This window comes from Pseudomonas sp. TMW22080 (genome assembly GCF_022496745.1).
Classification (GTDB): Bacteria; Pseudomonadota; Gammaproteobacteria; order Pseudomonadales; family Pseudomonadaceae; genus Aquipseudomonas; species Aquipseudomonas bubulae.
Genome location: NZ_SCFF01000001.1, coordinates 356,420 through 370,368, shown reverse-complemented (window position 1 = coordinate 370,368; position 13,949 = coordinate 356,420). Strand labels below are relative to the sequence as shown.

General features: G+C 56.5%; 12 protein-coding genes. 4 read left to right on the top strand and 8 right to left on the bottom strand.

Going from position 1 to position 13,949, the window contains the following annotated elements; genetic code table 11:
* Positions 1 to 288: 288 nt before the first annotated feature.
* The 5 genes from efeO (EQV96_RS01680) to EQV96_RS01660 all read right to left on the bottom strand — a co-directional run bounded on the left by efeO (EQV96_RS01680) (position 289) and on the right by EQV96_RS01660 (position 5,680).
* Entirely contained in the window at positions 289 to 1,113 is an 825-nt protein-coding gene (gene efeO / locus EQV96_RS01680) for an iron uptake system protein EfeO (RefSeq protein WP_095000273.1), read from the bottom strand.
* A 25-nt stretch (positions 1,114 to 1,138) separates the two neighbouring features.
* Positions 1,139 to 2,449 carry an iron uptake transporter deferrochelatase/peroxidase subunit gene (gene efeB, locus EQV96_RS01675; protein WP_095026274.1) on the bottom strand — a complete coding sequence of 437 codons (1,311 nt, stop codon included), beginning with the start codon at positions 2,447 to 2,449 and terminating at the stop codon, positions 1,139 to 1,141.
* Positions 2,450 to 2,466: 17 nt separating this feature from the next.
* Positions 2,467 to 3,660, bottom strand: coding sequence for an iron uptake system protein EfeO (efeO, locus tag EQV96_RS01670; protein WP_095019948.1), 1,194 nt, complete (start codon positions 3,658 to 3,660; stop codon positions 2,467 to 2,469).
* An 8-nt stretch (positions 3,661 to 3,668) separates the two neighbouring features.
* Positions 3,669 to 4,511, bottom strand: a complete 843-nt coding sequence (gene efeU, locus EQV96_RS01665) for an iron uptake transporter permease EfeU (protein ID WP_095019194.1) — start codon at positions 4,509 to 4,511, stop codon at positions 3,669 to 3,671.
* Between the two features lie 161 nt (positions 4,512 to 4,672).
* Positions 4,673 to 5,680, bottom strand: coding sequence for a DNA-binding protein (locus EQV96_RS01660; protein WP_240881139.1), 1,008 nt, complete (start codon positions 5,678 to 5,680; stop codon positions 4,673 to 4,675).
* Between the two features lie 178 nt (positions 5,681 to 5,858).
* Between EQV96_RS01660 and EQV96_RS01655 the strand changes: the two genes are divergently transcribed.
* From EQV96_RS01655 to ahpF, 3 genes are all read left to right on the top strand, one after another.
* Positions 5,859 to 6,797 carry a site-specific integrase gene (locus EQV96_RS01655; RefSeq protein ID WP_240881137.1) on the top strand — a complete coding sequence of 313 codons (939 nt, stop codon included), beginning with the start codon at positions 5,859 to 5,861 and terminating at the stop codon, positions 6,795 to 6,797.
* Positions 6,798 to 6,969: 172 nt separating this feature from the next.
* Positions 6,970 to 7,533 carry an alkyl hydroperoxide reductase subunit C gene (ahpC, locus tag EQV96_RS01650; protein WP_016780891.1) on the top strand — a complete coding sequence of 188 codons (564 nt, stop codon included), beginning with the start codon at positions 6,970 to 6,972 and terminating at the stop codon, positions 7,531 to 7,533.
* Between the two features lie 127 nt (positions 7,534 to 7,660).
* On the top strand, positions 7,661 to 9,223 hold the full coding sequence (gene ahpF / locus EQV96_RS01645) for an alkyl hydroperoxide reductase subunit F (RefSeq protein ID WP_095000267.1): 1,563 nt from the start codon (positions 7,661 to 7,663) through the stop codon (positions 9,221 to 9,223).
* Positions 9,224 to 9,279: 56 nt separating this feature from the next.
* Here the strand turns inward: ahpF and gloA are convergent, their stop codons facing one another.
* From gloA to EQV96_RS01630, 3 genes are all read right to left on the bottom strand, one after another.
* Positions 9,280 to 9,801: a lactoylglutathione lyase gene (gloA, locus tag EQV96_RS01640; RefSeq protein ID WP_095019190.1), complete on the bottom strand. Its 522-nt coding sequence runs from the start codon at positions 9,799 to 9,801 to the stop codon at positions 9,280 to 9,282.
* A 541-nt stretch (positions 9,802 to 10,342) separates the two neighbouring features.
* Positions 10,343 to 10,702 carry a histone-like nucleoid-structuring protein, MvaT/MvaU family gene (locus tag EQV96_RS01635; protein ID WP_095019215.1) on the bottom strand — a complete coding sequence of 120 codons (360 nt, stop codon included), beginning with the start codon at positions 10,700 to 10,702 and terminating at the stop codon, positions 10,343 to 10,345.
* 243 nt (positions 10,703 to 10,945) lie between these two features.
* Positions 10,946 to 12,493 (bottom strand): EAL domain-containing protein, encoded by a 1,548-nt coding sequence (locus tag EQV96_RS01630; protein WP_095019189.1) that lies wholly within the window; start codon positions 12,491 to 12,493, stop codon positions 10,946 to 10,948.
* A gap of 337 nt (positions 12,494 to 12,830) precedes the next feature.
* Between EQV96_RS01630 and hppD the strand changes: the two genes are divergently transcribed.
* Positions 12,831 to 13,907, top strand: a complete 1,077-nt coding sequence (gene hppD, locus EQV96_RS01625) for a 4-hydroxyphenylpyruvate dioxygenase (RefSeq protein ID WP_095000264.1) — start codon at positions 12,831 to 12,833, stop codon at positions 13,905 to 13,907.
* The last annotated feature ends 42 nt before the right edge of the window (positions 13,908 to 13,949 follow it).

The window sequence follows — 13,949 nt, the reverse complement described above, 5'->3', positions numbered from 1 at the left end:
TTAAACGCGTCCTTGTGAAAAACCTATAAAAGTTGGGTCAACAGTGCATCCTATCTAAACGCTAGACAGGTGCTATTCAGGAAAGTATTTACAGCGCCCAAGCATTGTCTGACTTGACAGTAGTACTTTTCTTAAACAGGAAGATTCTTACATTGACTGAACGATTTTGAACAGTGATTCAGCACAGCTTTTATGACTAATGAGTAACAAGTGCGCAGGCAAAGCCCAGCGCCAACCTGCGGATATGTGACGTGAGTCACATCGGTTGGCGTTGCGAGAAACCTTGAATCAGTTCAAACCCAGCTTGCCGCGCAGGGTCGACAGGTCTTCGGCCAGGGTGTTGACCGGCCCGATGAGGGCCTTGCGGTCGTTTTCCCTGACCTTGTCATAGGTCTCAAAGCCGCCGTCGGCGGTTTTGTACTTGGCCAGGATGCTGTTCACCGTGGCGAAGTTCTTGTCGACCTTGGCAGCAAAGGCCTTGTCGCTCTGTTCTATTTGCGCACGGAACAGATCAAAGATCTTTTTCGCGCCGTCCACGTTGCCCTGGAAGTCATACAGATCGGTGTGGCTATAGCGGTCTTCTTCGCCGGAAATTTTGGTGGCGGCCACTTCTTCCATCAATGCTGCAGCACCGCCGACGACTTTTTCCGGCGGGAAGGTCAGCCCGGCAACGCGGGTCTGCAGGTCCTTGACGTCGTTATTCAGGCCGTCTGCGAGCGTGTCGAGCCCCTGGGTACTGTTCTCGGCAAACAGGCTGTACTCGATGCGGTGAAAACCGGTGAAGTCAGGCGCAGTGACGCCTTTTTCGTGATCATCTACGCGTGAATCGATCGAGGCGTCCAGGTCGCTGAACAGTTCGGCAATCGGCTCAATCGACTCGTAGTAAACGCGGGTCGGGGCGTAGAGCTTTTTGGCCGTGACCAGGTCACCCTTTTTCACGGCATCGGTGAATTTTTGCGTGTTGCTGGCCAGCTCATCCAGCTGCTCGGTGACGTAGATCTTGTAGTCGGACACGGGTTGCACCAAATCCAGTGGCGCGGTTGCAGCGAGCGCCGACAGAGGGGTGTGGAGCAAGCCCAGGGCCAGGAACAGTGCGAGCGGGGTCTTCTTCATGGGACTTTTTCCGGTGGGTTGAGGTTCAGGTGCGTGTAGCAGCATCGAGCAGCGAGCGGCCGATAAAATCCTGTTCGTCGCGCACGCCCGGCAGGGTGAAGAAGTATCCGCCGCCCACAGGCTTGAGGTACTCCTCCAGGGGTTCACCGTTGAGCCGGGTTTGCACGGCGATAAAGCCCTGTTCCAGGTCGCGCTGGTAGCAGATGAACAGCAAGCCCATGTCCAGCTGGCCGTTCTTGTTGACGCCATTGGAGTAGTTGAAAGGTCGGCGCAGGATCAGGCTGTTGCGTGTCTGTGCGGTACGCGGATTGGCCAGGCGGATGTGGGCGTCAAGTTTGGTGATCTTGCCGTGGGGGTCCTTGCTGTAATCCGGCACATCGGTCTCCCGGGCACCGTCCATGGGCGCGCCGCTGGCCTTGTTGCGGCCGAAAATGCTTTCCTGCTCCTGCAGGGGGGTACGGTCCCAGCGTTCGACGAAATTGCGGATGATGCGCACTGCCTGATAGCTGCCGTTGACCGCCCACTGCGGCTCGCCACTGTCGGGCTGAACCCAGACAATCTGGTTCATCGCTGTGTTGTCGTTGGAGTCGGGGTTGGCCGAGCCATCACGAAAGCCCAGGAAGTTGCGCGCACTTTGCGCCGGCTCGCCGGGCTTGACCGGTGCTTGCGGCGGTACGGTGCCTTCCTGCTTCCAGCGCACCAGCAGCAAGTCGGGCAGGTTTTTCACAATGTCACGCAGGGCGTGGATATTGGTGTCGGCGGTATTGGCGCAAAATTGCAGGCTCAAGTCGCCGTGGCACTGAGCCGGGTCCAGGGCATCGTTGGGGAAGCCCTGCATGCGGCTCAGGTGTTTGGGTTTGATCTTGGCCAAGGCAAAACGCTCATCGAACAGGGATTCGCCCACGGACACGGTAATGGTCAGGTTGTCGGGGCTGACCACCGGGCCGAGAATGCCCGAGTCCACCGGCGGCAGCTTCGGATCGACCTGGGCGACCGGGCCGCCTTTCATCAGGAAGGCGATGCGCTCATTCAGAGTGCGTAGCAGGCGTTCGAGACCTTCGCGGTCCGTGGCCAGTACATCAAAGGCCACCAGCATACCGGCGGCCGGGCGCGGGGTGACAATGCCATTTTGGTGCTGGCCGTGAAAGTCATGATGATCCTGGGTCTTGTCGCTGCTCGGCGCCTGGGTGACTTGAGCATTGGCCGGGTTGGCGGCGGCCATGGCCGGACAGCTCAGGGCGCCGCCAGCCAGTGCCGCCCCGGCGACCCCCATGCCCATCAGGATGCGCCGGCGTTGCAGGTTGAACTCGTTCGGGGTGTGTGGTGAATCGCTCATGTACGTCTCGTCTGCAATTACAGGCCGCTAAGGCCGAGGGCGGGATCGATTCCATCGAGTGCATCGGCCATAACCTTGGCCTTGTTGCTGATTTGTTGGCGCTGCGGGGCGCTGACGGTGTCGTAGGTGCGGTAGCCCTGCGGGGTTTTCAGGCCATTGAGTTCGGCATCCAGCGCGCTGCTGGCACCGTCTATGGTGTGCAGCAGGTCGGCATTTTTCTTGAGCAGCAAAGGGCGCAGCAGATCAACCACTTTGTGCGCAGCCTCAAGGTTGGCGGCAAAGCCATTGAGGTCAATATGGCTGTAGCGCTCCTCTTCGCCGCTGTTGGCGCGGTTATCCGCCAGGTTGTGCAGGGTGCGGGCGACGATGCTGACCAGTTGTTCGGGGGGCAACGATTGGGCAAGCAACTGTTGCTTGAGCAGCAGGCTATTGGCTTGCAGCTGCTGGACAATCGGCGCCAGGCCTTGAGTGCTGCGCTGGTCAAACAGGCCGTATTCCAGGCGGTGGAAACCGGTAAACCCCGGATCCTGTTCGCGCTTTTCGAAATAGTCGGCGCGAGCATTGATGGCGTTGTCCAGCTCGGCAAGGCGTTGCGCTGCCGGCGCCAGGCGTTGATAGGCCTCGCGTGCGGGGGTATACAGAGCCTGCGCCTGTTCCAGATCACCGGCGCTAATGGCTTGCGACAGGGCATCGACAGCCCTGGTCAGGGCGCTGCCCTGTTGGCTCAGGTAAACCCGAAACTCTGACAACGGCCCAACAAAGGCCACCATCGTAGGCCTGGCATTGGCGCTGGCTTCGGACGCTGCAGTGGGCGTCACATGCAGGGTGCCGCGGGGGTTGCTGAGCAGACCGCAGGTGATGGCGTAATCGCCGGGAGCGAGTGTCGCGTTGATCACCTGGCTCAGGCCCGGGGCAATGTTTTCCCGCTCTTCGACCACCAGCACGCCGTCGAGAATTTCCCACTCCACCGCGCGCTCGGAGGCATTGATAATGCGAAAGCTGTTGAAGCCGGCCGGTACAGTCAGGGCGTCGGGTTCGCAGCTATGCGGGTGGATGGTCACGGTTATTTCAGTGCCGTGAGCCTTGCGCTTGGCCGCGGCCAGTTGCGAGGCGTAGTAGAACAACCCGCCGGCTGCGATCATCACGATCACCGAGCCGGCCACCGCCCAGCGCAGGGCGCGTGGGGGTGTACCGCTTGCAGGGGTTGGCATGCTTGACCTTATGGGTTTGTTACTGAAGAAGGGTGTGCGGTTTTGGCGGGCGCCGGCGGGCGAAAGAACATCACCAGCGTGACGACCAGATAAATCACATACGCACCGAGCACGCTGACGGTGGGGGCGTCCTGATAGCCGAACATGCCAGCCAGTACGGAGCCTAGCGGGCCATCCATCGGCAAGTGGGCGCTGATATCAAAGACCACGTCTTGCCAGTGGTTCCACAGGCCTGCCTCGTGCAGGGCCTGTACCGAGTTGGCCAGGATGCCCGCAGCGACCACCAGAATAAACAGGCCGGTCCAGCGGAAAAACAGCCCCAGGTTCAGGCGCATGCTGCCGCTGTAAATGGCAAAGCCGACGCCGATGGCCAGCAGCAGGCCGAGCAGGGCGCCCAGGGGTGCGGCGGGGCCTTCGCTTTGCTGGAAGACGGCTAACAGGAAAAATACGGTTTCAAGCCCTTCCCGGGCGACGGCAAAAAAGACCATGGCAATCAGTGCCGTGACTTGATGCCGGGAGCCGGCGAGGGCGTGATCGAGGGAGGTGTGCAGCGAATGCTTGATTGAGCGCGCGACCTTGCGCATCCAGAATACCATTGAGCTGAGAATGCCCACGGCAATGAGGCCGACGATGCCTTCGAACAGTTCTTGCTGTTTTTGCGGGAACTCGGCGCTCATCAACTCCAGCCCGCCGCCCACCAGCAAAGACAGGGCGGCGGCCAGAAACACCCCGACCCATACGGCGGGCATCCACTGCCCGCGGCCTGTTTGCTTGAGATAACTGGCAATGATGCCGACGATAAGTGCGGCTTCAATCCCTTCGCGCAGCATGATCAGAAATGGAACCAGCATGGTGGGCTACCGCGTCACAAATTAGTTAGGGTGCTAATTTGTAACATACTGATACGTATTGCCAAACAAGAATCGATTGCATTTGCTGAACGGTTGCTGAACGAAGATGGGGGTGTCTATTCAGCTTCTGCGGGAGGGGGCCTGGATCGAATCAGGTAGTTCTACTGGTCTTTGGTGAGCACGCTTTGTTCAGCATCCTTCTTTAGCTCCTGCAGGCTTTCCAGCGCGGTTTCAGCCTTTATGGCGCGCAAGGAAAGGGCTGCGTGGCTTTCCTGGATCTGTGCGTGGGCCTGTTTCAAGCCTTCACTTTCCTGCGTGGCTACGCGCAGGCGCTCTTGAAGCAGGGTGCGTTCACTTTGCAGCTGACTGAGTTGGGTGTTGAGCTGCGTATTCTGGTTGCCCAGCTTGTGCTGCAGGTCATTGGCCTGGTTCAGTTCCTTGCCCAGTGCGCGGCTCTCGCTCAGTACGCGCTCATTGTCGCGATGCAGTTGGGTGATTTCATCCTGGCGTACCAATGCACTTTGCTGGGCCTGACGCAGTTCCATTTGCACCTGCTGCAACTGGCCTTCATGACGGCGCTGATCCTGCTCGCGCTGTTCCTTGGTCGCGCTGCGATAGTGCTCCAGCGCATCGCGGGCGTGCAGGTGCTTTTCTTCCAGCGAGCGAATCTGCTCGTCACGGTCTTTCAGGCGCAGGTCAAAGTCGCTGCACGCCTGGTTCAGGGCGGCATTGCGGGTCTGCTCGGTTTGCAGCATGGAGCGGGTGGCGTCGAGACTGGCGCTTTCCTGCTGCAGTGCTGTGCCCTGAATCTCCAGTTGCTGCTCAAGCTGTGCCCGAGCGTCCTGTGCTTCGTTCAACTGCGCCTGCAGTTGCACTTTGAGCTGTTCGTAATGCGCCTGAGCCCGGTCAATGGGCTCTTGTGCCTGCTCCTGCAGGCGCTGGGCGAGGCGGGCAACCAGCTCAGTCAGCTCATCATCGATTTGCTCACGAGGCACGCCACGGCGCGAGTCAACTTCGTCCAGCTCCTTTAGATAGCGATGGATCGTGGTTTTCGACCCGGTATTGCCCATCTCGATACGTACCGCATCAATGCTCGGGTGTTCGCCTCGAGCCAGGATCGCGGTGCGTGCAATTTGCACCACTGCCTTGTTTACGCCGCCACGGGCCATGGCCATCTCCTACGATTATGTACTGTGGTATGTATCATGTAATTACATACTAGATTAGCACATTTTATTGATGTTATTTAATGAAAAATAAGACGGGATATACTGGTATTATCCCGTGCCAGAGCCTTGAAACTGCTTTTAAGGCCTGTTTTCGGTACGCCACACAAGAGAACTGCCCATGAGCGAGCTGGATCGCTACCTGAACGCCGCGACCCGCGACAACACCCGCCGTAGTTATCGGGCGGCCATTGAGCACTTCGAAGTGACCTGGGGCGGGTTTCTGCCGGCCACCAGCGATAGCGTGGCGCGTTATCTGGTGGCTCATGCCGGGCAATTGTCGATCAACACCCTCAAGCTGCGCCTGTCAGCGATTGCCCAGTGGCACAACAGTCAGGGGTTTGCCGACCCGACCAAGGCGCCGATGGTGCGCAAGGTATTCAAGGGCATTCGGGCACTGCATCCCGTGCAGGAGAAGCAGTCGGCACCGCTGCAATTGCAGCATCTTGAGCAGGTGGTCGAGTGGTTGGAGGCTGAGGCCCTGGCGGCGCAAGCCAGTGGTGATCAGCCGGGGCTGCTGCGCGCAAGGCGTGACGTCGCCCTGATCCTGCTCGGTTTCTGGCGCGGATTCCGCAGTGATGAGTTGTGCCGCCTGCAAGTCGAGCATGTGCAGGCTGTAGAGGGGGCAGGCATTACTTTGTATCTGCCACGCAGCAAAAGTGACCGCGACAACCTCGGCAAAACCTTTCAGACCCCGGCCCTGCTGCGACTGTGCCCGGTGCGCGCCTACATCGAATGGCTCAATACCGCGGCGTTGGTCCGCGGCCCGGTGTTCCGTGGAATCGATCGCTGGGGCAACCTGGGGGAGGAGGGCTTGCACGCCAACAGTGTGATCCCGTTGCTGCGCCAGGCGCTGGAGCGTGCGGGCATTGCGGCCGAGCAATACACCAGTCACTCCCTGCGTCGCGGTTTTGCGACATGGGCCCATCAAAGTGGCTGGGACTTGAAGTCACTGATGAATTACGTCGGCTGGAAAGACATAAAGTCAGCCATGCGCTATGTTGAAGCCACCCCGTTTACCGGGATGAGCATCACCGCGCAAAAAAACATCGGCAACTGATCGACATCAAGTTGAAACCTGTTCAGGTGGATCATATTTAGTTTTCGGCTATTTATAGGTACGCCTGATAGCTAAAACCAATCGTCAGCATCAGCTTTGCCAATGAGCCAGATACGAAATGTGTTGTTAGGATTCACCCCATCAACTTTTCAACCCTGACGGAGAGTCAACGATGCCTATCATCAACAGCCAAGTTAAACCATTCAAAGCAACTGCCTACAAAAACGGCAGCTTCGTGGAAGTGTCGGACGCTGACCTGAAAGGCAAGTGGTCGGTGGTGTTCTTCTACCCGGCCGACTTCACCTTCGTTTGCCCAACCGAACTGGAAGACCTGGCTGACAACTACGAAGAGTTCAAAAAACTCGGCGTGGAAATCTACAGCGTGTCGACTGACACCCACTTTGCCCACGCTGCCTGGCACAACACTTCGCCAGCCATCGGCAAAATCCAGTACACCATGATCGGCGACCCTACGCTGACCATCTCCCGCAACTTCGACGTACTGATCGAAGAAGCAGGCCTGGCTGATCGCGGCACTTTCGTGATCAACCCTGAAGGTCAGATCAAGATCGTCGAGCTGAACGATGGCGGTGTTGGCCGTGACGCTTCCGAGCTGCTGCGCAAAATCAAGGCCGCTCAGTACGTTGCTGCTCACCCGGGCGAAGTGTGCCCTGCCAAATGGAAAGAAGGTGAGTCCACCTTGGCTCCATCGCTGGACCTGGTTGGCAAGATCTAAGGCCGTGAACCAGCCAAGGGCGGTGATCCGCACCTGAGTTGTAAGCCGCATCGCCCTTAAAACGCCCGGGCGAGATTCGCTCGGGCGTTTTTTTGTAAAAAATTCATGTTCAAAGGAGATCGCCCGTATGTTGGACGCCAATCTAAAAGCTCAGTTGAAGTCATACCTGGAGCGGGTCACGCAGCCGATCGAGATTGTTGCCTCTCTCGACGACGGTGCGAAATCCCGTGAAATGCATGACCTGTTAAAAGAAATCGCCAGCCTTTCCAGCATGATCACCCTGCTGGATAACGGTAACGATGTGCGCAAGCCTTCGTTTTCGCTGAACCGCCCGGGCGGCGATATCAGCCTGCGTTTTGCAGGCATTCCGATGGGCCACGAATTTACTTCGCTGGTGTTGGCCTTGCTGCAAGTAGGCGGCCACCCATCGAAAGCCAGTGCCGAAGTAATTGAACAGATTCGCTCCCTTAAAGGCGAGTTCAACTTCGAGACCTATTTCTCGCTGTCCTGCCAGAACTGCCCTGACGTTGTGCAGGCGCTGAACCTGATGGCAGTGCTTAACCCGAATATTCACCATGTGGCGATTGACGGTGCCCTGTTCCAGGACGAAGTGACCGAGCGTCAAGTGATGGCGGTACCCAGCGTTTACCTTAACGGTGTCAACTTTGGTCAGGGCCGCATGGGCCTGGAAGAGATTCTGGGCAAGCTGGACACCAGTGCAATTGAGCGTCAGGCCGAAAAAATCAGCGCCAAGGAAGCTTTTGACGTGCTGGTGATCGGCGGCGGCCCGGCCGGTGCTGCCGCGGCGATCTATGCTGCCCGCAAAGGCATCCGTACTGGTGTGGCTGCCGAGCGCTTCGGCGGTCAGGTGCTGGACACCATGGCCATCGAGAACTTTATCTCGGTTCAGGAAACTGAAGGGCCCAAGCTCGCCACTGCACTTGAGGAGCACGTCAAGCAATACGACGTCGATATCATGAACCTGCAGCGTGCCGACAAGCTGATTGCCGGCAAGGCAGGTGAGTTGCACGAGGTGAAGTTTGCCAGCGGCGCTTCGCTCAAGGCCAAGACCGTAATTCTGGCCACCGGTGCGCGCTGGCGTGAAATGAACGTGCCCGGCGAGCAGGAATACCGTAGCCGTGGCGTGGCTTACTGCCCGCACTGCGACGGTCCGCTGTTCAAAGGCAAGCGCGTCGCGGTAATCGGCGGCGGCAACTCTGGTGTCGAAGCAGCCATTGACCTGGCGGGTATTGTGGCGCATGTCACCCTGCTGGAGTTCGATACCAAGCTGCGTGCCGATGCCGTGTTGCAACGCAAGCTGCACAGTTTGCCTAACGTGAAGGTCATCACCAATGCACAGACCACCGAGGTCACCGGTGACGGCCAGAAAGTGAACGGCCTGCGCTACAAGGATCGTCAGTCCGGTGAAGTTCATACGGTCGAACTGGAAGGGATCTTTGTACAGATCGGCCTGTTGCCAAACACTGACTGGCTCAAGGGTACTGTCGAGCTTTCGCCCCGCGGCGAGATCGTTGTCGATGCCCGCGGTGAAACCTCGATCCCCGGCATTTTTGCCGCCGGTGACGTGACCACCGTGCCATACAAGCAGATCGTGATTGCAGTGGGTGAGGGCGCCAAAGCCTCACTGAGTGCCTTTGATCACTTGATCCGTTCTTCAGCGCCGGAATAACCGGGCGCAAACAAAAAACCCCATGAGCAGTCATGGGGTTTTTTTTCGTTCGATTTTTACATCGGTTGTGGCTGGATGATTTCGACCCAGTAACCGTCCGGGTCCTTGACGAATGCCAGGGATTTCATGCGCCCATCGTTCAGGCGCTTCTGGAAGTCCACATTCAGAGCTTCAAAGCGCTCGCAGGCAGCACGAATATCCGGTACCGAAATGCAGATATGGCCAAAGCCGCGCGGGTCGGTGTTGCCGTTGTGGTAGACCACGCTGTCATCGGTTTCTGAACCGTGGTTATGGGTCAGCTCCAGGATGCCGGGGATGGACTTCATCCACAGTGTACGGGCTGCGTCATCTGCCGGGATCTGCGCCTTGTCCACCAGGGCCAGAAAGTACAGGCTGAACTCGGCTTCAGGGAAGTCGCGCTTCTCAACCAGCGAGAAACCCAGGACGCGGGTATAGAAATCCAGGGATTTCTCGATGTTCTTGACGCGCAGCATGGTGTGGTTGAAAACGAAGTTGTGCGTAGCGCTATCCGGGGAAGCAGTGACGCCGGGAATGTTGTTCAGGTCTTGCAGGCTCATGAACCCTCCGAAAATAAGGCATAGGTGATCGGTCGCTACGTTGAGCGTGATGGGCGAATGATACGGAATGTGACGTCTGGCGCCAAACCCGTTTTCAGGGCGCAAGCGGTCTGCGGCAGGGAGGCAGTTGGGTTGCGGGGCAAATCACGGGCAAAAAGAAGCCCGCCGAAGCGGGCATGGGGCGCTAGTCCTTTAGCAGCCTCTATCCTGTGACCCGCGATGTGAAAAAATTGTGAAGCGCCGGCGTGTTCACGGTCTTTTGGACGCATGGATGTCACAACAGGATAATTCCTACTCGGTATTACTGTTTTAGCCGTAGTCAGTTGAGTGTTGGCGCACGGGCGGGGCAGTTATTGATGCAGGCATATTCAACGACGGAAGCGGGCAGTGCCTTTTCTGGCTGGCACCTTCATGTGGTGCATTAAACATCCGCCCAAGATTAAGCAAAGTTGAATCAAGTTGAACCTTTTAGTTAAACAGCTTTAAAAGTTGTGCGGATAAAAAAGCCCTGCACAGGCAGGGCTTAGAGTGTGCACGGGCTTTATGCACGAAGCCAGGTATCCACGGTGGCTGCGCCGTATTCTTCTTTCCAGGCTTTCAAACCGCGGTGGTTGCCGCCTTTGGTTTCTATCAGCTCGCCGGTGTGCGGATTCTGATAGACCTTAAGCACCCGCGCCTTGCGCTGCTTGGGCGCAGATGCCCCTTTTGACGCCGCAGGGTTGGGGTCAAGGATGGCGATGATGTCCCGAAGATTTTTACCGTAGGTTTTCATCAAGGCTTGAAGTTTTTCTTCGAACTCGATTTCTTTTTTAAGTCCGGCATCATTTTTCAAGGCTTCCAATTGAGCCAGCTGTTCTTGTAGCGCTTTTTCAGCAGCGCGAAACTCAGCAAGTCTAGACAAAGTCATTACTCCATTCACAGCTTCGGTGGTACGTGACCGAGGCGAATTAATGATGTTTGGTTTGGAATGCACAAGATTTACAGTGCGTGCGTCCAAGGGGGTTGCTCCTGGTCGGCACGCCTGTTGATGCAATCATTTAAAGTTCGTGTCGCGACAAAAAAATTGTAGTTGTTAATTCTTGTGCTGCCAAGTCCCGCGCGGGGCAGTTTGAAAAAAGTTTTTAAACTGCACGGCTGTTTATTATTAAGTGGTCGTTAACTGCGCCTGCAAAGCCCGGATAAAGTCGACCGGTTGCATTGGCCGGGCAAATAAATAGCCCTGCAAAAAATCAACCCCATGGTCGGCCAGGTACTGGCTTTGCTCTTGTGTTTCTACGCCTTCGGCGACAATGCCCAGGTCCAGCTTGGCGCTTAGTTCAATAATGCTCTCCAGAATATGCCCGGACAATGCATCGGCGCCGATCATGGCGACAAAGCTCTGATCGATTTTCAAGTAATCAACGTTGAACTCGCGCAAGTAACTCAAGCTGGAATGGCCGGTGCCAAAATCATCAATGGCAATCATGACCCCCAGTGCGTGCAACTGGCTAAACAATTGATGGGTTGTGGTGCTCGGTACGATCAACTCGCGCTCGGTAAGTTCCAGTACAAGATTGATATGCCCTGGCGGGAACGCTTCGAGAAAGCGCCGGCAGTCCTCTACCAACTCCAGATTCTGGCAATGATGAGCGGTAATATTGAATGCCAGGTGAAACCCGCGCTCCATGCTATTGGCATGAGGGGCCAGCAAGAGTGCGGTTTGTTCCATCAGCGAGCGCGTCATCGGCACAATCAATCCCGAATGTTCTGCGAACGGGATAAACAGATCGGGACGAACCAGCCCTTCTTTAGGGTGTTGCCAGCGCATCAATACTTCGGCGCCGGCCCATTGTTTGGTGTCGCCCCTTACAACCGGCTGCAAGTAAGGAATAAATTCGGCAGCGTCCAGGGCTCGCTGCAGTTCATGGGTGGGGGAGGTGGCGCGTTTTTTGAGTTGATGAACTGTCGCCGCAGAAATAACCCCGAGGAACATAAATAAAGCCATCAAGCCCGGGTATTGCGAGGCGACATAGCGCCAGACTTCACCCTCATTAAACCCGGCGACTACGCGGTAGGGGTAATCAGTTGAAGGTACTGTTGCTTGAGCTACGGGCAGATGAGGTGACGGTGTGTTGCGCACCAGGCCATAGCGATCAATCCATACATTGCCAACTTCTATCAATAATTGGGTTTTCTGATTGATCAGCCCTAAAACGTTAACCAGATGAAAACCGTACAGGCTGATCAGCACGCCGCGCTTTTCCTGGTTTTGCCGATAAACCAGGACGGGGTCATTGGGTGTCACCAGCGTGCCTGGCATCAGCCACAACACACCACCCGCATAGTTTTCGGGGGTTACGGCTTCTTTGAAATTGCCAAATAAAGAAGTGCAGTAAATCTGGTTGTCCCACACCAGGTTAACCGAACGCACGAAGGGTCGGCGCGTGACCTGATCGCGCAAGGCCAGTTCAACGTGCTCGCAGTCCTGGCCTGCCAGCGGCAAGACGACATCGGCAGCAAGCTTTGCATTGTCCAGCATCAAGTCAAACTGACGCACTGCCTCTTGGGCGGTTTGTGTGGTCTCCTGTTTGAGTGACCGGTTGGCCTGCCAGACAATGATCAGAACCCCCAGTACTACCGGCAACAAGCCGCTAAGTACAATCAGGGCGTAGCGATCAGTCCATTTTCGGCTCAGCTTCAGAGTGAGTGGCATGCAGGATCCTGGTAACGCGTGGAGATGGCTTGGGTGCAAACTGACAGAACAATAGTAAAGGCATGCGCCGCACACAGGGCAATTTCATATGGCGTAGGACAAATATGATTACGCCATGTAGAATCGGCTTACGCATACAAGAATAACGACTTCTGCGAGCAGAAGCCCTACCGCGTAAGAGATGGATCGAAATGAAGCGATTCGGGTTGCAATTGATCTACGGTGATTTTCTCGCGCGCAGTGTACGCGGGATCTCCTGTGCGCCTCCTGCCAGCATCCGCATTCTTAGCAAATAACCTCTGTTAATTCTAAAAATGACCATGATGAGGCGCCAAAAATGGCTGATCTATACGAAAACCCGATGGGCCTGATGGGCTTTGAATTCATCGAATTCGCGTCCCCTGTACCCAATACCCTTGAGCCTGTATTTGAAATCATGGGCTTCACCAAGGTAGCAACCCATCGCTCCAAGGACGTGCACTTGTATCGCCAGGGCGATATCAATCTGATCCTCAACAATGAGCCCCACAGTGTTGCGTCCTACTTCGCGGCGGAACACGGTCCTTCGGTTTGTGGCATGGCTTTTCGCGTGCGCAATGCGCAACAAGCCTACAACCGCGCGCTGGAACTTGGCGCACAACCAGTGCATATCCCTACAGGGCCAATGGAGCTGAACCTGCCAGCCATTAAAGGCATTGGCGGCGCGCCGCTGTATCTGATTGATCGCTACGGTGAAGGCAGCTCGATTTACGATATCGACTTTGTCTTTATCGAAGGTGTAGACCGCCACCCGGTAGGTGCCGGGCTCAAGATCATCGATCACCTGACCCATAACGTGTATCGCGGGCGTATGGCTTACTGGGCCAACTTCTACGAGAAGCTGTTCAACTTCCGTGAAATTCGTTATTTCGACATCAAGGGCGAATACACCGGCCTGACCTCCAAGGCCATGACCGCACCGGACGGCATGATCCGCATTCCCTTGAACGAAGAGTCGTCCAAGGGCGCAGGCCAGATCGAAGAATTCCTGATGCAGTTCAATGGCGAAGGCATTCAGCACGTGGCTTTCCTCAGCGATGACTTGATCAAGACCTGGGACGCCCTGAAAAAAATCGGCATGCGCTTTATGACGGCACCGCCTGAGACCTACTACGAAATGCTGGAAGGGCGTCTGCCGAATCACGGCGAGCCGGTTGAAGCCCTGCAATCGCGTGGCATATTGCTGGACGGTTCCTCTGACTCGGATGACAAGCGTCTGCTGCTGCAGATCTTCTCGGAAACCCTGATGGGGCCGGTGTTCTTTGAGTTTATTCAGCGTAAGGGTGATGACGGTTTTGGTGAGGGCAACTTTAAAGCGTTGTTCGAATCCATCGAGCGCGACCAGGTACGTCGTGGCGTATTGAGCGCTGACTAACAGAGCTGCTGACTAAAAGCCCCTCTCCCAAAGGGAGAGGGG

What these genes read in the sequence shown, in the direction of transcription:
- efeO (WP_095000273.1), bottom strand. Translation starts at nt 1,113, where the DNA reads ATGAAGAAGACCCCGCTCGCACTGTTCCTGGCCCTGGGCTTGCTCCAC.
- efeB (WP_095026274.1), bottom strand. Translation starts at nt 2,449, where the DNA reads ATGAGCGATTCACCACACACCCCGAACGAGTTCAACCTGCAACGCCGG.
- efeO (WP_095019948.1), bottom strand. Translation starts at nt 3,660, where the DNA reads ATGCCAACCCCTGCAAGCGGTACACCCCCACGCGCCCTGCGCTGGGCG.
- efeU (WP_095019194.1), bottom strand. Translation starts at nt 4,511, where the DNA reads ATGCTGGTTCCATTTCTGATCATGCTGCGCGAAGGGATTGAAGCCGCA.
- EQV96_RS01660 (WP_240881139.1), bottom strand. Translation starts at nt 5,680, where the DNA reads ATGGCCCGTGGCGGCGTAAACAAGGCAGTGGTGCAAATTGCACGCACC.
- EQV96_RS01655 (WP_240881137.1), top strand. Translation starts at nt 5,859, where the DNA reads ATGAGCGAGCTGGATCGCTACCTGAACGCCGCGACCCGCGACAACACC.
- ahpC (WP_016780891.1), top strand. Translation starts at nt 6,970, where the DNA reads ATGCCTATCATCAACAGCCAAGTTAAACCATTCAAAGCAACTGCCTAC.
- ahpF (WP_095000267.1), top strand. Translation starts at nt 7,661, where the DNA reads ATGTTGGACGCCAATCTAAAAGCTCAGTTGAAGTCATACCTGGAGCGG.
- gloA (WP_095019190.1), bottom strand. Translation starts at nt 9,801, where the DNA reads ATGAGCCTGCAAGACCTGAACAACATTCCCGGCGTCACTGCTTCCCCG.
- EQV96_RS01630 (WP_095019189.1), bottom strand. Translation starts at nt 12,493, where the DNA reads ATGCCACTCACTCTGAAGCTGAGCCGAAAATGGACTGATCGCTACGCC.
- hppD (WP_095000264.1), top strand. Translation starts at nt 12,831, where the DNA reads ATGGCTGATCTATACGAAAACCCGATGGGCCTGATGGGCTTTGAATTC.